Below are 22,560 nucleotides of genomic sequence, written 5' to 3'. Positions count from 1 at the left end.
CGTGCTGTCGTCCAGGGCAAACGCTCCGGACGGCCACCACCTGATTGAAGGAGCTCCGCATCACCGATCCCCGTACCAACGACCGAATCCGCGTTCCCGAAGTCCGACTCGTCGGTCCGCAGGGTGAGCAGGTCGGCGTTGTCCCGATCGCCATGGCCCTGCGTCTCGCGCAGGAAGCCGAACTGGATCTGGTCGAGGTCGCGCCGAACTCGAAGCCGCCCGTGGCGAAGATCATGGACTACGGCAAGTTCAAGTACGAGGCCGCTCAGAAGGCCAAGGAAGCGCGTCGCAACCAGGTGAACACGGACCTGAAAGAGGTCCGTTTCCGCCTGAAGATCGACGTGCACGACTACGAGACGAAGCGCAAGCGCGCCGAGGGCTTCCTCCTCGGCGGCGACAAGGTGAAGGCGATGATCCTCTTCCGTGGCCGCGAGCAGTCGCGTCCGGAGCAGGGTGTCCGTCTCCTCCAGAAGTTCGCGGAGGAGATCGCCGAGTTCGGTGTCGTCGAGTCGCGTCCGACCCAGGACGGCCGCAACATGACGATGATCATCGCCCCGCTCAAGAACAAGTCCGACGTCAAGGGCGAGCAGAACGCGAAGCGTGCTGCCCAGAAGGCCGAGCGTCGTGCGTCGGAGCACGCTGCGAAGGGCAAGGAGACCGCGGACGCGGCCGCCGGCTCCGAGCAGACCGACGCTCCCGCCGAGTAGGTCCCACCGACCGATCCCGCAACGACGCGGCCCCCATCCATCCCACGGAAAGGCACCCCCATGCCCAAGCAGAAGACCCACTCCGGGTCGAAGAAGCGCTTCAAGGTCACCGGCACCGGCAAGATCATGAAGCAGCAGGCCGGTATGCGTCACAACCTCGAGGTCAAGAGCGCCAAGCGCAAGGCCCGCCTGAACGAGGACCAGGTCCTCTCCAAGGCTGACGCGAAGAACGTCAAGAAGCTCCTCGGCCACTGAGCCCCCGGATCGTAAAGGAATAGTGCAATGGCACGAGTAAAGAGAGCGGTCAACGCCGCCAAGAAGCGCCGCGTCATCCTCGAGCGCGCCGAGGGCTACCGCGGCCAGCGTTCGCGCCTGTACCGCAAGGCCAAGGAGCAGGTCACCCACTCCCTCGTCTACGCGTACCGCGACCGTCACGCGAAGAAGGGCGAGTTCCGTCGCCTCTGGATCCAGCGCATCAACGCTGCGTCCCGCGCCAACGGGCTGACCTACAACCGCCTCATCCAGGGTCTCAACCTGGCCGGCGTCGAGGTCGACCGTCGCATCCTCGCCGACCTCGCGGTGAACAACCCCGAGACCTTCACCGCGCTCGTCGAGACCGCGAAGAAGGCCCTCCCGGCCGACACCTCGGCCCCGAAGGCTGCGTAGTCAGTTCTTCTGCTCGCGAAACCCCCGCCGCACGGCGGGGGTTTCGTCGTTCCTAGACTTGACCCGTGAGCGATCTCCTCGAGAACCCCCGTGCCGGACGCGTCAAGGCCGTCGCGGCCCTGGCCAAGAAGGACGTCCGGGCCGAGACCGGCCTGTTCCTGCTGGAGGGTCCGCAGGCCGTCCGCGAAGCCCTCGAGTACGGCCCGGAACTGCTGCGCGAGCTGTACGTGACGCCGACCGCGGCGGCGCGCTACGGTCTCGACGACGCTCCGGTCGACACCTGGTTCGTGACGGAGCAGGTGCTCGAGGCGATGGCCGACACGGTCACGCCGCAGGGCGTCGTGGCCGTGTGCCAGCAGTTCCCGACGTCCGTGAAGGACGTCTTCCCGGACCGTCGCGCGGATGCCGACGCCGGCCTGGAGGCCCGTGGTGCGTCCGACGAGTCCGACGCGTTGCCGGGACTGGTCGCCATCCTCGAGGAGGTGCGGGACCCGGGGAACGCCGGCACGATCATCCGCGCCGCCGACTCCGCCGGCGCCGACGCGGTGGTCCTGACCGGGCGCTCGGTCGACCCGTACAACCCGAAGGTCGTCCGGTCGACCACGGGCTCGCTCTTCCACGTACCGGTCTCGGTCGGCGTGACCCTGGCCGACACGATCGCGCGGGCCAAGGCGCTCGGGTACACGGTGCTCGCGGCGGACGTCTCGGGCGACGACCTGCCGGTCGTCCGTGCCGAGGGCATGCTCGACGGACCGACGGCGTGGGTGTTCGGCAACGAGGCCCGCGGCCTCACCGCCGAGGACCTCGCCCTCGTCGACCGCGCGGTGAAGGTGCCGATCTACGGGCAGGCCGAGTCGATGAACCTCGCCACCGCGGCGTCGGTCTGCCTGTACGAGTCGGCGTTCGCGCTCCGGAGCTGACACTCCTCGACAGGCCGCTCGTCGGCACCGACCATCCACAGTCCGCTCGGTGCAGATGGGTGGTATCCCGTCGGCCGGTAGGCTTGGGTCTCGTGTCAGAACCTCTCGAGATCAGCGAATCGGCCGTCGCCGACGCGGTGGACCAGGCCCTCGCGGCCGTCCGTGCCACGACGACGGTCGCCGAGCTGAAGCAGGCCAGGGCCGAGCACACCGGCGAGCAGTCGCCGTTGGCTCGGATGAACGCGTCGATGCGCAGCGTGCCGCCGGAGCAGAAGGCCGCGGCCGGCAAGCTCGTCGGGCAGGCGCGCGGGCGGCTCAACGCGGCGATCGCCGAGCAGGAGTCGGTCCTCGCCGAAGCCGAGGAGCGCGCCCGGCTCGAGGCCGAGCGCGTCGACGTCACCGCGCTGCCGACGCACCGCCAGACCGGCTCGCGCCACCCGCTCTCGCTCCTCAACGAAGCCGTCGCGGACATCTTCGTCGGCATGGGGTGGGAAGTGGCGGAGGGCCCCGAGCTCGAGCACGAGTGGTTCAACTTCGACGCCCTGAACTTCGACCAGGACCACCCTGCCCGGGCGATGGCCGACACGATCTTCGTCGAGCCCGTCGACCGGCACCTGGTCATGCGCACCCACACCTCGCCGGTGCAGGTGCGGTCGCTGTTGTCCCGCGACCTGCCGCTCTACGTCATCGCCCCGGGTCGCGTGTACCGCGCCGACGAGCTCGACGCCACGCATCTGCCGGTCTTCACCCAGGTCGAGGGCATCGCGATCGACAAGGGCCTGACGATGGCGCACCTGCGCGGCACGCTCGAGCACTTCGCCCGGCAGATGTTCGGTGCCGAGGCGCAGATCCGCCTCCGCCCGAACTACTTCCCGTTCACCGAGCCGAGTGCCGAGATGGACGTCTGGCAGCCGAACGCCAAGGGCGGCGCGCGGTGGGTCGAGTGGGGTGGCTGCGGCATGGTCAACCCCAACGTCCTGCGTGCCGCCGGCATCGACCCGGACGAGTACCAGGGCTTCGCGTTCGGCATGGGCATCGAGCGGACGCTGCAGTTCCGCAACGGCCTGAACGACATGCGTGACTTCCTCGAGGGCGACATCCGCTTCTCGCAGCAGTTCGGAACGGTGGTCTGATGCGCGTCCCAATCCGTTGGCTCGGCGAGTCCGTGGACCTGCCCGACGACGTCACCCTCGAGCACGTCCACGCGGCGCTCGTGTCGGTCGGCTTCGAGGAAGAGGACGTCCACACCTTCGACCTGACCGGCCCCGTCGTCGTCGGCCGGGTGCTCGAGCGCGTGCCCGAGCCGCAGAAGAACGGCAAGACCATCAACTGGTGCCAGGTGGACGTCGGCGAACCCGAGCCCCGCGGCATCGTCTGCGGTGCGCACAACTTCGACGTCGGCGACCTCGTCGTCGTCACGCTCCCCGGTGCCGTGCTGCCCGGCCCGTTCCCGATCGCGGCCCGCAAGACCTACGGGCACGTGTCCGACGGCATGATCGCCTCGGCCCGCGAACTCGGCCTCGGCGACGAGCACGACGGCATCCTGCGCTTCGCCGACCTCGGCATGGAGCCCCCCGTCGGCGCAGACGCGATCGCGCTCCTCGGCCTCGACGACGCAGCGGTCGAGATCAACGTGACGCCCGACCGCGGCTACGTCATGAGCATGCGCGGCGTCGCCCGCGAGTACGCCCACGCCACGGGCGCCGGCTTCCACGACCCGGTCGGCCGCGTCGCACCCCGCACCGGCGAGGGCTTCCCGGTGACGATCGACGACCAGGCACCCATCCGTGGCCGGGTCGGCGCGAGCACCTTCGTCACGCGGGTCGTCCGCGGCATCGACCCCACCGCGAAGACACCGTCCTGGATGGTCTCGCGTCTCGCACTGGCGGGCGTGCGGTCGATCTCCCTGCCGGTCGACATCACGAACTACGTCATGTTCGAACTCGGGCAGCCCCTGCACGGCTACGACCTCGCGACGGTGAACGGTGGGCTCGGGGTCCGTCGTGCCACGGTCGGCGAGACCCTCGAGACGCTCGACGGCGTCGTCCGCAAGCTCGACCCCGAGGACCTCGTCATCACCGACCACGCCGGCCCCGTCGGGCTCGCCGGTGTCATGGGCGGTGCACGGACCGAGATCTCGGCCACGACGACCGACGTCCTCATCGAGGCCGCCGGCTTCGACCAGGTCTCGATCGCCCGCACCGCTCGACGGCACAAGCTGCCGAGCGAGGCGTCCCGGCGCTTCGAGCGCGGGGTCGACCCGCTCGTGGCCGAGGCCGCGGCGAACCGGGCCGTCGAACTCCTCGTCGACCTGGCCGGCGGCACCGCCGACGCACTCGGGTCGACCCTCGTCGACACCACCCCGCGCCCGACCGTGTCGATGCGACTCGCTCGTCCGTCCGAACTCATCGGTGTCGCGTACACCGACGCCGAGGTCGTCGACACGCTCCGCGCGCTCGGCGCCACGGTCGACGTCGACGGTGACCTGCTCACGGTGACGCCGCCCACCTGGCGCCCCGACCTGACCGACGACACCACCCTGGTCGAAGAGGTCGCACGCATCGTCGGGTACGACCGGATCCCGAGCGTCCTGCCGGTCGCGCCGCCCGGACGCGGGCTCACCGCGCACCAGCAGGCCCGCCGTCGCGTGGCGTCGGCCCTCGCCGCCGCCGGGCTCGTCGAGGTCGTCACCGCACCCTTCGTGTCCGCGCCGACGCAGGCCGCGTACCCGGGCATCGACGCAGCGGGCGGCCCGAGCGTCGTCCTCGCGAACGCGCTCGACAGCGAGCAGGACCTGCTCCGCCGCAGCGGGGTCCCCGCGCTGGTCGACGCCGCCCGACGCAACGTGTCGCGCGGCCTCGTCGACGTCGCACTCTACGAGACCTCGCGCGTCTTCCTGCCCGCCGCCGGCGTGACGCTCGGCACCGACGACGTGCCGGCCGGTGGGGCGCTGCCCGACCGCGCGACGCTCGAGGCACTCGACGCCTCGCTGCCCGCGCAGCCCTTCCACGTCACCGCGCTCCTCACCGGCAACCGCGTCGTGAAGCAGCCCGGTGTGCCGGCCGAGCCGTACGGCATCGCGGACGCGATCGACGCGGCACGCCAGGTCGCGTGGGCGGTCGGTGTCGAGCTGACCGTCGCCCAGACGACCCACCCGTCGCTGCACCCCGGCCGTGCGGCGTCGCTGCTCGTCGACGGAGCGGTCGTCGGTGTCGCCGGCGAGCTCCTGCCCGAACTGTCCGAGGCGGCCGTGCTGCCCCGGGTGGTGGCGGTCGTCGAACTCGACCTCGACGCCCTGGTCGCCGCGGCGCCGGAACTCGTGGCGGTGGCACCGATCGTGTCGTACCCGGCGGCCACGCAGGACCTCTCCCTGGTCGTCGCGACGGACGTCCCCGCCGGAGACGTGCTCGATGCGGTGCGCTCTGGCGCGGGAGAGCTGCTGGAGTATGCTCGGCTCGTGGACGACTACCGGGGCACGGGTGTGGACGAGGGACAGAAGTCCCTGACGTTCGCCCTGCGGTTCCGCGCCACGGACCGCACGCTGACCGCTGCCGAGGCCACCGAGGCCCGCGACGGCGCAGTCCGACGTGCCGGCGAGCGATTCGGGGCGACCCTGCGCGACTGACCCACGACGGGATCAGCACCGCCCGGGGTCGCCGCCTCCGACTCCTCGACGACCAGTCCGACCAAAGGTGGAATCCCATGTCCGTATCCGTCGCCGTGGCGGGAGCCTCCGGCTACGCGGGCGGTGAGCTCCTGCGCGTGCTCTCCGCCCACCCCGAGTTCGACGTCAGGACGGTGACCGCGTTCTCGAACGCCGGTCAGCCCCTGATCGCGACGCAGCCGCACCTGCGGTCGCTGTCGCACCTGACCCTCGTGGAGACGACGGCCGAGAACCTCCGCGGGCACGACGTGGTGTTCCTGGCGCTGCCGCACGGCCAGTCGGGTGCGATCACCGCCGAACTCGGTGACGACGCCCTCGTCGTCGACTGCGGCGCGGACCACCGGCTGACGGACCCGGCGGCGTGGGAGCGGTTCTACGGCGGCGAGTACTTCGGCGCCTGGACCTACGGGCTGCCCGAGCTGTTGCTCGCGGCGCCCACCCCCGGCTCCGCCGACGAGTGGCGGGACGTCGACGACATCGCCGCCCAGGGCAAGCAGCGGTCCGGTCTCGTCGGTGCGAAGCGGATCGCGGTCCCCGGGTGCAACGTGACCGCGGTCACGCTCGGCATCCAGCCGGGGATCCAGGCCGGGCTCGTCGAGTCCGACGACATCGTCGCGGTGCTGAGCGTCGGCCCGAGCGGTGCCGGCAAGAAGCTCGCGAACACCTACCTGGCGTCCGAGATCATGGGGTCCGCCAGCGCCTACGCCGTCGGCGGCACCCACCGGCACGTCCCCGAGATCCAGCAGAACCTGCAGGTCGCCGGCGCGTCCGACGTGACGATCTCGTTCACGCCGGTCCTCGTGCCGATGTCCAGGGGCATCCTCGCCACCACGACCGCGAAGCTCTCGCCCGGCGTCAGCGCGCGCGACGTCCGGCTCGCCTGGGAGCAGGCGTACGCCGACGAGCCGTTCGTGCACCTGCTGCCGGAGGGCGAGTTCCCCCGCGTCGCCGACACCATCGGCGCGAACACCGCGCTCGTCGGCATCGCCGTCGACGAGTCCGCGGGGCGCGTCGTCGCGGTGAGCGCCCTCGACAACCTCGCCAAGGGGACGGCGGGCGCAGCCGTCCAGTCGGCGAACATCGCCCTCGGTCTCCCCGAGACCACGGGCCTCAGCGTGGACGGAGTCGCACCGTGACCGACGCAGGCACGACCACCCAGACCGAGCCGGGCCTCCAGGGCGTCACCGCGGCAGCGGGCTTCCGCGCCGCCGGCGTGACCGCCGGTCTCAAGGCGAGCGGCAAGCCGGACGTGGCGCTCGTCGTCAACGACGGGCCCGACGCGGCCGCGGCCGCGGTCTTCACCAGCAACCGCGCCCAAGCGCACCCCGTCATCTGGTCCCGCCAGGTGGTGGGGGACGGCGTCGCCCGCGCCGTCGTCCTCAACTCGGGCGGCGCGAACTGCTTCACCGGCCCGTTCGGCTTCCAGACCACGCACCTGACGGCCGAGGCCGTGGGTGACGCCCTCGGCATCGGGGCCGGCGACGTCGTCGTCTGCTCCACCGGGCTCATCGGCGTGGGCGACCAGACCTTCCGCGACAACGTGCTCCGCGGGGTCGACCTGGCGAGCGTGGCGCTCAGCAGCGACGGCGGGCCGGATGCCGCGACGGCCATCATGACGACGGACACCAAGGCCAAGCAGTCGGTCGTGACCGAGGACGGCTGGACCGTCGGCGGCATGGCGAAGGGCGCCGGCATGCTCGCGCCGGGGCTCGCCACGATGCTCGTCGTCATCACGACCGACGCCGTGCAGACGCCGGACCAACTCGACCAGGCGCTCCGCGCCGCCACCCGCACCACGTTCGACCGGGTGGACTCGGACGGCTGCATGTCGACGAACGACACCGTCGTGCTGCTGTCGTCGGGTGCGAGCGGCGTGACGCCCGAGGTCGGCGACTTCCAGGAAGCGCTGACCGCCGTGTGCGCCGACCTCGCCCGCCAGCTGCAGCAGGACGCCGAGGGCGCGGCCCACGACATCACCATCGAGGTCGTGCATGCCGCGTCCGAGGACGACGCCGTCACCGTCGGTCGGAGCGTCGCCCGCAACAACCTGTTCAAGGCGGCCGTCTTCGGCAACGACCCGAACTGGGGCCGGGTGCTCGCGGCGATCGGCACGACCGAGGCCGAGTTCGACCCGTACCAGGTGGACGTCAGCATGAACGGCGTGCGGGTGTGCCACGCCGGCGCTCCGGACGAGCCGAGCGACACCGTCGACCTCACCCCGCGCGACACCCACGTGCGCATCGACCTCGGGGTCGGCACGCACGCGGCGACGATCCTCACCAACGACCTCACGCACGACTACGTGCACGAGAACAGCGCGTACTCCAGCTGATGGGCGACCTCAACAAGCAGGAAGAGCACGAGCTCGCCGCGGTCAAGGCGGCGACGCTCATCGAGTCGCTGCCCTGGCTGAAGCGGTTCTCGGGCAAGATCGTCGTCGTCAAGTTCGGCGGGAACGCCATGGTGAACGAGGACCTCAAGCGCGCCTTCGCCGAGGACATGGTCTACCTGCGCTACGCGGGGCTGCACCCCGTCGTCGTGCACGGTGGCGGGCCGCAGATCTCCGCGGCGCTCAAGGAGCAGGGCATCGAGTCCGAGTTCCGCGGCGGGTACCGCGTCACGACGACCGAGGCGATCACCGTCGTCCGCGACGTCCTGGCCGGCGAGGTCAACCGCGAGATCGTCGACCTGGTGAACGAGCACGGCGAGGGCCTGGCCGTCGGCGTGTTCGGCGACGGCGGCTCGCTCTTCACCGGCGAGAAGAAGGGCGTGGTCGTCGACGGGCAGGAGTTCGACCTCGGGCACGTCGGGGACATCACCCACGTCGACCCGTCCGGCGTGCTCGCCGCGATCGAGGCCGGCCGGATCCCGGTGGTCTCGAGCATCGCGATCGACGACGCCCACCCGGACCAGGCCCTCAACGTGAACGCCGACGCGGCGGCCGGTGCGCTCGCGATCGCGCTCCGCGCCTCGAAGCTCATGATGCTCACGGACGTCCCCGGGCTGTACCGCAACTGGCCCGACCGTGACTCGATCGTCGACCTCATCGCGGTCGAGGAGCTCCGCGAGCTGCTGCCGACGCTCGAGTCGGGGATGATCCCGAAGATGACCGCGTGCCTCGACGCCGTGGTCGGGGGTGTCGGCGGTGCGACCATCATCGACGGCCGGATCCCGCACTCGATCCTGCTCGAGGTCTTCACCCTGCGGGGTGCGGGCACCGAGGTGATCCCGGACCCGAGCCGACGCACCGAGAACCAGATGACCCACGCCGAGATCGGCCGCCGCGTGGCGTCGCCGTCGATCGACAGCAGCACCGGCCAACACGTGGCTGGCGCGACCGAGAAGGGACAGCAGCCGTGAGCACCGAGACGCAGACCCAGGCCTGGAACGACCGGTTCGGGGCGTCGCTCATGCGATCCCTGACCCCGCCGAAGATCATGCTCGAGCGCGGCGAGGGCTGCCGCGTGTGGGACGTCGACGGCAACGAGTACCTCGACTTCCTCGCGGGCATCGCCGTGAACTCGCTCGGACACGCGCACCCGGCGCTCGTCGGGGCCATCGCCGACCAGGCGGCCAAGCTCGTGCACGTGTCGAACTACTTCGCCACGCCGCCCCAGCTCGAGCTCGCCGAGCGCCTCAAGCGCATCAGCGGCGCCGGCGACGCCGGTCGGGTGTACTTCGGCAACTCCGGCGCAGAGGCGAACGAGGCCGCCTTCAAGCTGGCCCGCCTGAACAAGGGCGCCGACGGCCGGAAGACCCGCATCCTCGCGCTCAAGCAGGGCTTCCACGGCCGGACGATGGGCGCCCTCGCGCTCACCGGCAAGCCCGCCCTGCAGGAGGACTTCCTGCCGATGGTGCCGGGGGTCGAGCACGTCGACACCTCGATCGAGGCCCTCGAAGCGGCGATCGACGACACCGTCGCCGCCCTGGTGCTCGAGCCGATCAAGGGCGAGGCCGGCGTCGTCGACCTGCCCGAGGGGTTCCTGCTCGCCGCACGTCGGCTCACCGAGGAGCACGGCGCGCTGCTGGTCCTCGACGAGATCCAGACGGGCGTCGGCCGCACCGGCAACTGGTTCGCGTTCCAGGGCCACGGCATCACGCCCGACGCGATCACGGTCGCGAAGGGCATCGCCGGCGGGTTCCCGATCGGTGCCCTCGTCACGTTCGGGTGGGCGTCCGACCTGTTCTCCGCCGGGCAGCACGGCTCGACCTTCGGCGGGAACCCGCTCGGCACCCGGGTCGCGAACGCCGTGCTCGAGGAGATCGAGCGCGCCGACCTCGTCGCCGGTGCCGTCACCAAGGGCGAGCGGATCCGCGCCGGCATCCGCGCGATCGGCTCCCCGCTCGTCGAGGAGGTCCGCGGGACCGGGCTGCTCATCGGCGTCGGGCTGACCGGCCCGATCGGGGCCGCCGTCAACGCCGCTGCGCTCGAGCGTGGCCTCATCATCAACGCCCCCAACGAATCGAGCCTGCGCATCGCGCCGCCGCTCATCGTGTCCGACGCCGAGATCGACGCGTTCCTGTCGATCCTCGAGCAGAGCCTGGCCGCAGTCGCCGCCGAGCAGGGCACCACCAGCCAGGAGACCTCCGCATGACCCGCCACTTCCTCCGGGACGACGACCTCAGCCAGGCCGAGCAGTCCGCGATCCTCGACATCGCCGACCGCATGAAGGCCGATCGCTGGGCCGAGAAGCCCCTCGCCGGTCCGCAGAGCGTCGCGGTGATCTTCGACAAGTCGTCGACCCGCACCCGGGTGTCCTTCCACGTCGGGATCTCCGACCTCGGCGGCAGCCCGCTCATCATCTCGACGGCGAACAGCCAGCTCGGCGGCAAGGAGACCCCGTCGGACACCGCCCGCGTGCTCGAGCGCATGGTGTCGGCGATCGTCTGGCGCACCTACGGCCAGGCCGGTCTCGAGGAGATGGCGGCCGACACGACGGTCCCCGTGGTGAACGCGCTGTCGGACGACTTCCACCCGTGCCAGCTCCTCGCCGACCTGCTCACCATCCGTGAGCACCGCGGCACCCTGGCCGGCCAGACCGTCGCCTTCATCGGCGACGGCGCGAGCAACATGGCGCAGTCGTACCTGCTCGCCGGTGCGACGGCCGGCATGCACGTGCGGGTGGCCGCACCGGACGCCTTCGCCCCCGCGGCGCAGGTCGTCACCGACGCCGAGGAGCGCGCGGCCGTCACCGGCGGGTCCGTCCTCGTCGTCACCGACCCGGTGGCCGCGGTCGCCGGCGCGGACGTCGTCGTGACGGACACCTGGGTCTCGATGGGCAAGGAGTCCGAGAAGCAGTCGCGCCTCGACACCTTCGCCGGGTACCGCGTCGACGACGAGCTCATGGCGCACGCTGCGGACGACGCCGTGTTCATGCACTGCCTGCCGGCGGACCGCGGCTACGAGGTCACCGCCGAGGTCATCGACGGGCCGCGCAGCATCATCTGGGACGAGGCGGAGAACCGCCTGCACGCTCAGAAGGCGCTGCTCGCCTGGCTCCTCGCCGCGAACACGACGGGCAGCGCGGGCACCGCGAACACGACGGGCATCGCGACCAGCGCGACCAGCGCGACCAGCGCGGGCGCCGCGAGCACCACCGCGACCAGCGCGGGCGCCGCGGCCACCGCGAGCACCGCGGCGTAGGGACGCACCGCATGGCAGACCGCGTCGTCCTCGCGTACTCCGGTGACCTCGGTACCTCGGTCGGGGTCGGCTGGCTGCGCGACACCACCGGCAAGGACGTGGTGGCGCTCGCGGTCGACGTCGGCCAGGGCGGCGAGGACCTCGACGCGGTCCGCGCGCGGGCACTGGAGTGCGGCGCGGTCGAGTCGGTCGTGGTGGACGCCCGCGACGAGTTCGCCGACGAGTACGTGGTGCCGGCCCTCAAGGCCAACGCGCTCTCACTCCGACGGTCGTCGCTGGTGGCGGCGCTGAGCCGTCCCCTGGTGGCCAAGCACCTCGCGCTCACCGCGACCCAGCTCGGCGCGGACACCGTGGCCCACGGGTGCAGCGGGACGGGTGACGACCCGGTCCGCTTCGAGGCGGCGGTGGCGGCGATCGCCCCCGACCTGCGGTGCATCGCACCGGTCCGGGACCTCGCGCTGACCCCGGACAGCACCGTCGCCTACGCGGCCGAGCACCGGCTGCCGGTCCCGGGCGGCGAGCGTGCGTACTCGGTCGACCAGAACCTCTGGGGTCGGGCCGTCGAGACCGGGTTCCTCGAGGACCCGTGGTCCGCGCCCGACGAGGACCTGTACGCCTGCACGCAGGACCCGGCGACCGCCCGCGAGCCGGACGAGGTCACCGTGACCTTCGAGCGCGGGGTGCCGGTGGCGATCGACGGGCAGCGGTTCAGCGTGCTGCGCGTCGTCCAGGAGCTCAACGCCGTGGCGGGCAAGCACGGCGTCGGGCGGCTCGACGTCGTCGAGGACCGGCTCGTCGGCATCAAGACCCGTCAGATCGCCGAGGCCCCCGGTGCGACGGCGCTCATCGCGGCGCACGAGGACCTGGAACGGCTGACCCTGGAGCGCGACGTCATCCGCTACAAGCGCGGCGTCGAGTCGGAGTGGGCCGACCTGGTGTCCGACGGCCTCTGGTTCGGCAGCCTGAAGCGCAGTCTCGACGCCTTCGTGGACCACACCCAGCAGCACGTGTCCGGCGACGTCCGACTGCGGTTGCACGGCGGTCTCGTCACGGTGACGGGTCGCCGCTCGGAGCAGAGCCTCTACGACTTCGACCTCGCCTCGGACGGCGACGACGCGTTCGACCACTCCCTGTCGAAGGGCTTCTCCGAGCTCTGGTCGTTGCCGAGCCGGATCGCCGCACGACGCGACCGGGCGAACTGACCACCGACCCGTCCGGACGCACCGACGCGACGCGGCCGGCCGGGCCCGACCAGCCCGACCCGACGTGGCACCCACCCCGATCGACCGCCCCACCCCGACCGACAGCCCCACCCCGACCGACAGCCCCACCCCGACCAGGACGACGCAGGACGACATGACCGACGAGAAGACCGACGCCACCAACACCGGTGCCCTCTGGGGCGGCCGCTTCGCCGACGGCCCGAGCGAGGCCCTCGCCGCCCTGTCGAAGTCCACGCACTTCGACTGGCAGCTCGCGCCGTACGACATCGCGGGGTCCCGCGCGCACGCCCGCGCGCTGCACACGGCCGGGTACCTCACCGCGGACGAGCTCGAGCGCATGCTCGCCGGCCTCGACCGGCTCGGAGCGGCGCACGCCGACGGCACGCTGCAGCCCGACGACTCCGACGAGGACGTCCACGGGGCGCTCGAACGCCTGCTCATCGCGGACCTCGGCCCCGAGCTCGGCGGCAAGCTCCGCGCCGGCCGCAGCCGCAACGACCAGATCGCGACGCTCGGCCGCATGCACATGCTCGACCACGGCCGGCGCATCGGGCGGCTCGTGATCGACCTGGTCGACGCGATCACGCAGCAGGCGACCGAGCACCTCGACGCGATCATGCCAGGGCGCACGCACCTGCAGCACGCCCAGCCCGTGCTCCTGGCCCACCACCTGCTCGCGCACGCCTGGCCGCTGGTCCGCGACCTCGAGCGCCTGCGAGACTGGGCCGGCCGGGCGAGCGTCAGCCCGTACGGCGCCGGTGCGCTGGCCGGCAGCTCGCTCGGGCTCGATCCCGCCGCCATCGCCGCGGAGCTCGGCTTCGACCGCCCGGCGGACAACTCGATCGACGCGACCGCCGCCCGCGACGTCGTCGCCGAGTTCGCGTTCGTCCTCGCGCAGATCGGCATCGACCTCTCACGGCTGTCGGAAGAGGTCATCCTCTGGAACACGAAGGAGTTCGGCTTCGTCCGGCTCCACGACGCGTTCTCGACCGGCTCGAGCATCATGCCGCAGAAGAAGAACCCGGACATCGCCGAGCTCGCACGGGGCAAGTCGGGGCGCCTGATCGGCAACCTGACCGGGCTCCTCGCGACCCTCAAGGGACTGCCACTGGCCTACAACCGCGACCTGCAGGAGGACAAGGAGCCCGTCTTCGACTCGGTCGCCACGCTCGAGGTGCTGCTGCCGGCCTTCACCGGCATGATCGCGACGCTGACCTTCGACACCGACCGGATGGCCGAGCTCGCCCCGCAGGGCTTCTCGCTCGCGACCGACGTCGCCGAGTGGCTCGTGCGCCAGGGCGTGCCCTTCCGCGACGCGCACGAGGTCTCCGGCGCGCTGGTCCGGTACTGCGAGGAGCGCGGCATCGAGCTCGACGAGCCGTCTGACGACGAGTACCGCACCGTCTCCGAGCACCTCACGCCCGAGGTCCGCACGGTGCTCACGATCGAGGGCAGCGTCGCGTCCCGTGCCGGCGTCGGTGGCACGGCCCCGGACCGCGTCGCCGAGCAGCTCGCCGCGGTCACGCGTCGGGTCCACGACATCGCGGCGGGCGCTCCCTTCTCGCGATGACCGCCGGCCTCCTCGCCCTGCTCGCCGAGCCCGCACCGACGATCGCGCCGGCCCTGCTCGGCGCGACCGTGACGGGGCGAGGGGTGACCATCCGGATCACCGAGGTCGAGGCCTACTCCGGCCCCACCGACCCCGGTTCGCACGGGCACCGCGGGCCGACCGAACGCAACCGCCACCTGTTCGGGTCGCCGGGCACCCTGTACGCGTACCGCTCGTACGGCATCCACACGTGCGTCAACGTGGTGAGCGCGCCCGTGGGCACGTCGTCGGGGTCGCTCCTGCGCGGGGCCCGGGTCGTGGACGGTCTCGACGTCGCCCGTGCACGCCGCGGGCCGTCCGTCACCGAGGTCGCGTTGGCTCGCGGCCCCGGCAACCTCGGCAGCGCCCTCGGGGCGGTCCTCGGGCAGGACGACGGCACCTCGCTGCTCGACGGGTCCGGTCCGTTCGTGCTCGCCCTGGCACCCGGTCTGGAGGCCCGGATCGCCTCCGTCGGACCGGCTCGCCTCGTCGAGGACCTCCTGTCCGAGACCCTCCCCGGTCCGGCGACGGGTGGTCCGGTCGCGCGGATCTCGCGCGGACCCCGCACCGGCGTCGCCGGCATCGCCGGCGGGGTGCGCTACCCCTGGCGGTTCTGGCTGACGGGTGACCCGACGGTGTCGACGTACCGACGGCACAAGGGCGCCCTCGACTCGTGAACGTGACCACGGGCCTCCCGGTCGACGGCGCTGGCGGTGGCGCGCCGCCGGTACGATGGCGGGGTGTCCAGTGATACCGCCCAAGACGTCCTGACGCGCCAGCAGAACGACCCCACCTTCGACTCGGTGTGGGACGAACTGCGGTGGCGCGGTCTGGTGCAGGTCTCGACCGACGAGACCGCGCTGCAAGAGGCCCTCGACGGTGACCCGATCACGTACTACTGCGGCTTCGACCCGACCGCGCCGTCGTTGCACTGCGGCAACCTCCTGCAGCTGCTGACGATGCGCCGGCTGCAGTTGGCGGGGCACAAGCCGCTCGCGCTCGTCGGGGGGTCGACCGGGCTCATCGGCGATCCGCGTCCGACCGCCGAACGGACCCTGAACACCCCCGAGACGGTCGCCGAGTGGGTCGCTCGTCTGCAGGAGCAGGTCTCACGGTTCCTCAGCCCGGACGGTGACAACGGCGTGCGGCTGGTGAACAACCTCGACTGGACGGCGCCGATGTCGGCCATCGACTTCCTGCGCGACGTCGGCAAGTACTTCCGCGTGAACTCGATGCTCAAGAAGGACGCGGTGGCCGCGCGGTTGAACTCCGACGCGGGCATCAGCTACACCGAGTTCAGCTACCAGATCCTGCAGGGGCTCGACTACCGCGAGCTCTTCCGGCAGTACGGGTGCACGCTGCAGACCGGCGGGTCCGACCAGTGGGGCAACCTGACCTCGGGGACGGAGCTCATCCGGCGAGCCGAGGGCGCCACGGTGCACGCCCTCGGGACCCCGCTCATCACGAACGCCGACGGCACGAAGTTCGGCAAGAGCGAGGGCAACGCGATCTGGCTCGACGCCGAGATGACCTCGCCCTACGCGCTGTACCAGTTCTGGCTCAACACGGCCGACGCCGACGTGGTCGCCCGACTGCGCGAGTTCACGTTCCTGACCCGCGCCGAGGTCGAACGCCTCGAGCAGGCGGTGGCCGACGAACCCTTCCGCCGCGAGGCCCAGCGCACCCTGGCCTTCGAGGTGACCTCGCTCGTCCACGGTGTCGAGGCAACCCAGGCGGCGATCGACGCCGCGGCGGCGCTGTTCGGCAACGGCGAGCTCGGTGCCCTCGACCCGGACACCCTGCGATCGGCGATCGCCGAACTGCCCGGATCGGTGACGCTCGACCCCGGTGCGGACGTCGCCCGTGCGTTGGTCGAGACCGAACTCGTGAAGTCCCTCGGCGAAGCGCGCCGCGCGATCGACCAGGGCGGGGTGTACGTGAACAACGCCCGAGCCGAGGACCCGGCCGCGGTGCTGTCCGACCTCGCCCTGCCCGGGGGAGTCCTCGTGCTCCGCCGAGGCAAGAAGACCCTCGCCGGTGTGACGCTCGCCTGACGTCCGACGCTCGACGATGCCCGGTTCCCCGCGTGGGACCGGGCATCGCTGCGTTCGGGCGCCGAGTGTTGCACAAGGCGACACGCCCGGGATGGGAGCTGGCTTGGCGCACTCGCTCAGGGCTGCGTATAGTTCTTACTCGTCACCCCAAAGGTGCGGCGGAGCGGCTGGAGCGAAAGCCCAGAGCACGCCGGCCCTCAAGCGGGACCATCCTCCACTGAAGTTCAGATCAGGCCTTGCGCCGGATCGCTTCGACGCTTAGGATGACAAGCCCACCGGTTCTCTCCCCTCGGGATGAGCCACTGGACCTCTTGGTCCGACGAACGACCGGTGGCAAGCCAAGTACACAAGCCTTGTGGCTGAAGCTCGAACTCGAGCCGAGGAGCAAGTGCGTCTGGTCCTTGAGAACTCAACAGCGTGCACATTGTCAATGCCAATTTATTGATTGACCTCGTGCCTGGTCGGATTGCTGACCGGGTCATGATGCAATTCCTTTTGGATTGAAGATTGTCAGTAGACAGTCAACAGTCAGAATCAACTCGCTGACGCTTTCGGGTGTTGGTTGTAATTTTTTACGGAGAGTTTGATCCTGGCTCAGGACGAACGCTGGCGGCGTGCTTAACACATGCAAGTCGAACGATGATCAGGAGCTTGCTCCTGTGATTAGTGGCGAACGGGTGAGTAACACGTGAGTAACCTGCCCCTGACTCTGGGATAAGCGTTGGAAACGACGTCTAATACTGGATACGATCACCGGCCGCATGGTCTGGTGGTGGAAAGATTTTTTGGTTGGGGATGGACTCGCGGCCTATCAGCTTGTTGGTGAGGTAATGGCTCACCAAGGCGACGACGGGTAGCCGGCCTGAGAGGGTGACCGGCCACACTGGGACTGAGACACGGCCCAGACTCCTACGGGAGGCAGCAGTGGGGAATATTGCACAATGGGCGAAAGCCTGATGCAGCAACGCCGCGTGAGGGATGACGGCCTTCGGGTTGTAAACCTCTTTTAGTAGGGAAGAAGCGAAAGTGACGGTACCTGCAGAAAAAGCACCGGCTAACTACGTGCCAGCAGCCGCGGTAATACGTAGGGTGCAAGCGTTGTCCGGAATTATTGGGCGTAAAGAGCTCGTAGGCGGTTTGTCGCGTCTGCTGTGAAATCCCGAGGCTCAACCTCGGGCTTGCAGTGGGTACGGGCAGACTAGAGTGCGGTAGGGGAGATTGGAATTCCTGGTGTAGCGGTGGAATGCGCAGATATCAGGAGGAACACCGATGGCGAAGGCAGATCTCTGGGCCGTAACTGACGCTGAGGAGCGAAAGCATGGGGAGCGAACAGGATTAGATACCCTGGTAGTCCATGCCGTAAACGTTGGGCGCTAGATGTAGGGACCTTTCCACGGTTTCTGTGTCGTAGCTAACGCATTAAGCGCCCCGCCTGGGGAGTACGGCCGCAAGGCTAAAACTCAAAGGAATTGACGGGGGCCCGCACAAGCGGCGGAGCATGCGGATTAATTCGATGCAACGCGAAGAACCTTACCAAGGCTTGACATACACCGGAAACGGCCAGAGATGGTCGCCCCCTTGTGGTCGGTGTACAGGTGGTGCATGGTTGTCGTCAGCTCGTGTCGTGAGATGTTGGGTTAAGTCCCGCAACGAGCGCAACCCTCGTTCTATGTTGCCAGCGGGTTATGCCGGGGACTCATAGGAGACTGCCGGGGTCAACTCGGAGGAAGGTGGGGATGACGTCAAATCATCATGCCCCTTATGTCTTGGGCTTCACGCATGCTACAATGGCCGGTACAAAGGGCTGCGATACCGTAAGGTGGAGCGAATCCCAAAAAGCCGGTCTCAGTTCGGATTGAGGTCTGCAACTCGACCTCATGAAGTCGGAGTCGCTAGTAATCGCAGATCAGCAACGCTGCGGTGAATACGTTCCCGGGCCTTGTACACACCGCCCGTCAAGTCATGAAAGTCGGTAACACCCGAAGCCGGTGGCCTAACCCTTGTGGAAGGAGCCGTCGAAGGTGGGATCGGTGATTAGGACTAAGTCGTAACAAGGTAGCCGTACCGGAAGGTGCGGCTGGATCACCTCCTTTCTAAGGAGCATCTGGCACCTCTTGGGGTGTCCAGGCGCCCGATTCGGACCGAACGTGTCCGACGGGTAGCTCATGGGTGGAACATTGACAGTGCAGTCGGGAGTGATGCTTCCGGTCTTAGTACACCTTGCTTGCAGGGTGGGAACGGGTCGGGGTGGAGCTGCTGGCTGGTGCACGTTGTTGGGTCCTGAGGGACCAGGCTTCCCGGCCGAGTGTGGTCGGGGGTTGAGCCGTGACTGGTGGCGAGGTTCTCGCTTGCTGGTTGCTGGTTCTTCGTCGGGCCAGGATGAGTCCACCGTAGGGTGGGGGAGTGCTGGTGCCGATCGTATGTTGAGAACTACACAGTGGACGCGAGCATCTTAGATCGCTCGTGACGATGATGAAGCCTTCGGGTGGAGTTGTTGTTCGAGTCGATCGCAATTTTAATCTTTGTGGTCAAGTTTCTAAGAGCAAACGGTGGATGCCTTGGCATCTGGAGCCGAAGAAGGACGTAGAAATCTGCGATAAGCCTCGGGGAGCTGATAATCGAGCTGTGAGCCGAGGATTTCCGAATGGGGAAACCCCGCCAGGCGCTTTTGTGACCTGGTGACTCCCGCCTGAATATATAGGGCGGGTAGAGGGAACGTGGGGAAGTGAAACATCTCAGTACCCACAGGAAGAGAAAACAACATGTGATTCCGTGAGTAGTGGCGAGCGAAAGCGGATGAGGCTAAACCGATCATGTGTGATAGCCGGCGGGCGTTGCATGGTCGGGGTTGTGGGACACGTCGCTCAGTTCTGCCGGACTGGGGCGGTTACAGCGCATCATAGTCGAACCGGTTTGAAAGCCGGGCCGTAGTGGGTGCCAGCCCCGTAGACGAAATGGTGTTATGGCCGGATGTGTATCCCAAGTAGCACGGGGCCCGAGAAATCCCGTGTGAATCTGTCAGGACCACCTGATAAGCCTAAATACTCCCAGATGACCGATAGCGGACAAGTACCGTGAGGGAAAGGTGAAAAGTACCCCGGGAGGGGAGTGAAATAGTACCTGAAACCGTTTGCTTACAAACCGTCGGAGCCTCCTTGTAGGGGTGACGGCGTGCCTTTTGAAGAATGAGCCTGCGAGTTAGTGATATGTGGCGAGGTTAACCCGTGAGGGGCAGCCGTAGCGAAAGCGAGTCTGAATAGGGCGTTTGAGTCGCATGTTCTAGACCCGAAGCGAAGTGATCTATCCATGGCCAGGTTGAAGCGACGGTAAGACGTCGTGGAGGACCGAACCCACTTCAGTTGAAAATGGAGGGGATGAGCTGTGGATAGGGGTGAAAGGCCAATCAAACTTCGTGATAGCTGGTTCTCTCCGAAATGCATTTAGGTGCAGCGTTGCGTGTTTCTCGCCGGAGGTAGAGCTACTGGATGGCCGATGGGCCTCAACAGGTTACTGACGTCAGCCAAACTCCGAATGCCGGTGAGTGAGAGCGCAGCAGTGAGACGGTGGGGGATAAGCTTCATCGTCGAGAGGGAAACAACCCAGACTACCAACTAAGGTCCCTAAGCGTGTGCTAAGTGGGAAAGGATGTGGAGTTGCATAGACAACCAGGAGGTTGGCTTAGAAGCAGCCACCCTTGAAAGAGTGCGTAATAGCTCACTGGTCAAGTGATTCCGCGCCGACAATGTAACGGGGCTCAAGCACACCACCGAAGTTGTAGATTTCGCACTATAGACAAGCCTTCGTGGTTCAGTCGTGCGGAGTGGTAGGAGAGCGTCGTGTGGCGAGTGAAGCGGCGGAGTGATCCAGCCGTGGACGCTACACGAGTGAGAATGCAGGCATGAGTAGCGAAAGACGGGTGAGAAACCCGTCCTCCGAAAGACCAAGGGTTCCAGGGCCAGGTTAATCCGCCCTGGGTAAGTCGGGACCTAAGGCGAGGCCGACAGGCGTAGTCGATGGACAACGGGTTGATATTCCCGTACCGGCGAACAACCGCCCAAGCTAATCCAGTGGTGCTAAGAGTCCTAACCCGGTGCATCCGGATCCCTTCGGGGTGATGGTGTCCGGTCTAACGCTCGACCCCATGCTGGTGCGGTTAGCGTATGAACAGGTGTGACGCAGGAAGGTAGCTGAGCCAGGCGATGGTATCCGTAAGGTGAACCTGGTGTAAGGATGTAGGGCTGACGATAGGCAAATCCGTCGTCTGTATGCCTGAGATCCGACGCGTACCCGTAAGGGGAAATCAGTGATCCTATGCTGCCGAGAAAAGCATCGACGCGAGGTTGCAGCCGCCCGTACCCGAAACCGACTCAGGTGGTCAGGTAGAGAATACCAAGGAGATCGAGAGAATCGTGGTTAAGGAACTCGGCAAAATGCCCCCGTAACTTCGGGAGAAGGGGGGCCGGACGCGTGACCGGATTTACTCCGTGAGCGTTGAAGGCCGCAGAGACCAGTGGGAAGCGACTGTTTACTAAAAACACAGGTCCGTGCGAAGTCGCAAGACGATGTATACGGACTGACGCCTGCCCGGTGCTGGAAGGTTAAGAGGAAGGGTTAGCCTCACGGCGAAGCTCTGAATTTAAGCCCCAGTAAACGGCGGTGGTAACTATAACCATCCTAAGGTAGCGAAATTCCTTGTCGGGTAAGTTCCGACCTGCACGAATGGCGTAACGACTTCCCAGCTGTCTCAACCGCGAACTCGGCGAAATTGCACTACGAGTAAAGATGCTCGTTACGCGCAGCAGGACGGAAAGACCCCGTGACCTTTACTACAGTTTGGTATTGGTGTTCGGAGTGGCTTGTGTAGGATAGGTGGGAGACTGTGAAGCGGGCACGCTAGTGTTCGTGGAGTCATTGTTGAAATACCACTCTGGTCACTTTGGATGTCTAACGTAGGACCCTGATCGGGTTCATGGACAGTGCCTGATGGGTAGTTTAACTGGGGCGGTTGCCTCCCAAAGAGTAACGGAGGCGCCCAAAGGTTCCCTCAACCTGGTTGGCAATCAGGTGGCGAGTGTAAGTGCACAAGGGAGCTTGACTGTGAGACTGACAGGTCGAGCAGGGACGAAAGTCGGGACTAGTGATCCGGCAGTGGCTTGTGGAAGCGCTGTCGCTCAACGGATAAAAGGTACCTCGGGGATAACAGGCTGATCTTGCCCAAGAGTCCATATCGACGGCATGGTTTGGCACCTCGATGTCGGCTCGTCGCATCCTGGGGCTGGAGTAGGTCCCAAGGGTTGGGCTGTTCGCCCATTAAAGCGGTACGCGAGCTGGGTTTAGAACGTCGTGAGACAGTTCGGTCCCTATCCGCTGCGCGCGTTGGAAATTTGAGAAGATCTATCCCTAGTACGAGAGGACCGGGATGGACGAACCTCTGGTGTGTCAGTTGTTCTGCCAAGGGCACCGCTGATTAGCTACGTTCGGACCGGATAACCGCTGAAAGCATCTAAGCGGGAAGCCGTCTTCGAGATGAGATTTCCATGCACCTTGAGTGTGAGAGGCTCCCAGCAGACTACTGGGTTGATAGGCCGGATGTGGAAGCGGGGACTAACGACCCGTGGAGCTGACCGGTACTAATAAGCCGAAGACTTGACAACACAATTATTTCCCACACCTTCGGGTGTGGGGCTCGCGTCCACTTTGTGGTTCCCGACAGACGATCGGGAATCGAAACTGAATACACCGCTCTGTCACCTTCGGGTGACGGCAGTCGGGACAGCTTTGAGACCAAGTATGATCTGGTCGAAGGTGTTCCGGTGGTCATAGCGAGAGGGAAACGCCCGGTCACATTCCGAACCCGGAAGCTAAGCCTCTCAGCGCCGATGGTACTGCAAGGGGGACCTTGTGGGAGAGTAGGACGCCGCCGGACTCAACGTAAGAAAGATGTGGCCATCGGCCCTCCATCGAGAACTCGCAGGGGAGACCCTCGTTCTCGGTCGAGGCCGGTGGCCATTTCTGTTTCTGCCCCCGTCCGCTCGACGCCGGCACTGGTTCGTGATGGACTGGAGCCGGGTGCCGGGCGGATGCAGCGGCACCC

The 22,560-nt window shown here is 67.6% G+C and carries 14 protein-coding genes, 3 rRNA genes and 1 pseudogene; all 18 read left to right on the top strand.

Going from position 1 to position 22,560, the window contains the following annotated elements; translation table 11 throughout:
• Positions 1 to 44: 44 nt before the first annotated feature.
• The 18 genes and pseudogenes from infC to rrf all read left to right on the top strand — a co-directional run bounded on the left by infC (position 45) and on the right by rrf (position 22,392).
• The gene (gene infC / locus DEI99_RS14525; protein ID WP_083404879.1) at positions 45 to 707 is read left to right on the top strand and encodes a translation initiation factor IF-3; all 663 of its coding nucleotides are present in this window, start codon (positions 45 to 47) and stop codon (positions 705 to 707) included.
• Between the two features lie 60 nt (positions 708 to 767).
• The gene (rpmI, locus tag DEI99_RS14520; protein WP_056120818.1) at positions 768 to 962 is read left to right on the top strand and encodes a 50S ribosomal protein L35; all 195 of its coding nucleotides are present in this window, start codon (positions 768 to 770) and stop codon (positions 960 to 962) included.
• Between the two features lie 27 nt (positions 963 to 989).
• The gene (rplT, locus tag DEI99_RS14515) at positions 990 to 1,373 is read left to right on the top strand and encodes a 50S ribosomal protein L20 (protein ID WP_017887975.1); all 384 of its coding nucleotides are present in this window, start codon (positions 990 to 992) and stop codon (positions 1,371 to 1,373) included.
• 65 nt (positions 1,374 to 1,438) lie between these two features.
• Positions 1,439 to 2,293, top strand: a complete 855-nt coding sequence (locus tag DEI99_RS14510) for a TrmH family RNA methyltransferase (protein WP_111042327.1) — start codon at positions 1,439 to 1,441, stop codon at positions 2,291 to 2,293.
• 92 nt (positions 2,294 to 2,385) lie between these two features.
• Positions 2,386 to 3,426, top strand: coding sequence for a phenylalanine--tRNA ligase subunit alpha (gene pheS, locus DEI99_RS14505; protein ID WP_111042325.1), 1,041 nt, complete (start codon positions 2,386 to 2,388; stop codon positions 3,424 to 3,426).
• On the top strand, positions 3,426 to 5,918 hold the full coding sequence (pheT, locus tag DEI99_RS14500; RefSeq protein ID WP_111042323.1) for a phenylalanine--tRNA ligase subunit beta: 2,493 nt from the start codon (positions 3,426 to 3,428) through the stop codon (positions 5,916 to 5,918). The genes pheS and pheT overlap by 1 nt, the downstream gene beginning before the upstream one ends.
• Before the next feature lie 77 nt (positions 5,919 to 5,995).
• Positions 5,996 to 7,093 (top strand): N-acetyl-gamma-glutamyl-phosphate reductase, encoded by a 1,098-nt coding sequence (locus DEI99_RS14495; protein WP_111042321.1) that lies wholly within the window; start codon positions 5,996 to 5,998, stop codon positions 7,091 to 7,093.
• Positions 7,090 to 8,289: a bifunctional glutamate N-acetyltransferase/amino-acid acetyltransferase ArgJ gene (argJ, locus tag DEI99_RS14490; protein ID WP_111042319.1), complete on the top strand. Its 1,200-nt coding sequence runs from the start codon at positions 7,090 to 7,092 to the stop codon at positions 8,287 to 8,289. Before DEI99_RS14495 ends, argJ begins: the two co-directional genes overlap by 4 nt.
• Positions 8,289 to 9,317, top strand: a complete 1,029-nt coding sequence (gene argB / locus DEI99_RS14485) for an acetylglutamate kinase (RefSeq protein ID WP_111042317.1) — start codon at positions 8,289 to 8,291, stop codon at positions 9,315 to 9,317. The genes argJ and argB overlap by 1 nt, the downstream gene beginning before the upstream one ends.
• Positions 9,314 to 10,552, top strand: coding sequence for an acetylornithine transaminase (locus tag DEI99_RS14480; RefSeq protein ID WP_111042315.1), 1,239 nt, complete (start codon positions 9,314 to 9,316; stop codon positions 10,550 to 10,552). The genes argB and DEI99_RS14480 overlap by 4 nt, the downstream gene beginning before the upstream one ends.
• Positions 10,549 to 11,460, top strand: a pseudogene (argF, locus tag DEI99_RS14475) (ornithine carbamoyltransferase); the annotation flags it as partial. The gene DEI99_RS14480 and the pseudogene argF, both read left to right, overlap by 4 nt.
• Before the next feature lie 152 nt (positions 11,461 to 11,612).
• On the top strand, positions 11,613 to 12,803 hold the full coding sequence (locus DEI99_RS14470) for an argininosuccinate synthase (RefSeq protein ID WP_111042313.1): 1,191 nt from the start codon (positions 11,613 to 11,615) through the stop codon (positions 12,801 to 12,803).
• Positions 12,804 to 12,957: 154 nt separating this feature from the next.
• On the top strand, positions 12,958 to 14,394 hold the full coding sequence (gene argH / locus DEI99_RS14465) for an argininosuccinate lyase (RefSeq protein WP_284181002.1): 1,437 nt from the start codon (positions 12,958 to 12,960) through the stop codon (positions 14,392 to 14,394).
• Entirely contained in the window at positions 14,391 to 15,089 is a 699-nt protein-coding gene (locus DEI99_RS14460) for a DNA-3-methyladenine glycosylase (protein ID WP_111043187.1), read from the top strand. The genes argH and DEI99_RS14460 overlap by 4 nt, the downstream gene beginning before the upstream one ends.
• Positions 15,090 to 15,152: 63 nt before the next feature.
• A complete protein-coding gene (tyrS, locus tag DEI99_RS14455) occupies positions 15,153 to 16,466 on the top strand; it encodes a tyrosine--tRNA ligase (protein ID WP_181434565.1) in 1,314 nt (437 codons plus the stop codon).
• Between the two features lie 571 nt (positions 16,467 to 17,037).
• Positions 17,038 to 18,559 (top strand): 16S ribosomal RNA (locus tag DEI99_RS14450).
• Positions 18,560 to 18,992: 433 nt separating this feature from the next.
• Positions 18,993 to 22,120 (top strand): 23S ribosomal RNA (locus DEI99_RS14445).
• Between the two features lie 155 nt (positions 22,121 to 22,275).
• Positions 22,276 to 22,392: ribosomal RNA gene (gene rrf, locus DEI99_RS14440) — 5S ribosomal RNA — on the top strand.
• The 16S, 23S and 5S rRNA genes sit together here, the layout of an rRNA operon.
• The last annotated feature ends 168 nt before the right edge of the window (positions 22,393 to 22,560 follow it).

Origin of the sequence: Curtobacterium sp. MCLR17_036 (assembly GCF_003234445.2) — a bacterium.
Classification (GTDB): domain Bacteria; phylum Actinomycetota; class Actinomycetes; order Actinomycetales; family Microbacteriaceae; genus Curtobacterium.
This window is presented reverse-complemented; position numbering and strand designations above follow the sequence as displayed.

Coding starts and splice junctions, on each gene's coding strand:
- rpmI (WP_056120818.1), top strand. CDS start 768: ATGCCCAAGCAGAAGACCCACTCCGGGTCGAAGAAGCGCTTCAAGGTC.
- rplT (WP_017887975.1), top strand. CDS start 990: ATGGCACGAGTAAAGAGAGCGGTCAACGCCGCCAAGAAGCGCCGCGTC.
- pheT (WP_111042323.1), top strand. CDS start 3,426: ATGCGCGTCCCAATCCGTTGGCTCGGCGAGTCCGTGGACCTGCCCGAC.
- DEI99_RS14495 (WP_111042321.1), top strand. CDS start 5,996: ATGTCCGTATCCGTCGCCGTGGCGGGAGCCTCCGGCTACGCGGGCGGT.
- argB (WP_111042317.1), top strand. CDS start 8,289: ATGGGCGACCTCAACAAGCAGGAAGAGCACGAGCTCGCCGCGGTCAAG.
- DEI99_RS14470 (WP_111042313.1), top strand. CDS start 11,613: ATGGCAGACCGCGTCGTCCTCGCGTACTCCGGTGACCTCGGTACCTCG.
- argH (WP_284181002.1), top strand. CDS start 12,958: ATGACCGACGAGAAGACCGACGCCACCAACACCGGTGCCCTCTGGGGC.
- DEI99_RS14460 (WP_111043187.1), top strand. CDS start 14,391: ATGACCGCCGGCCTCCTCGCCCTGCTCGCCGAGCCCGCACCGACGATC.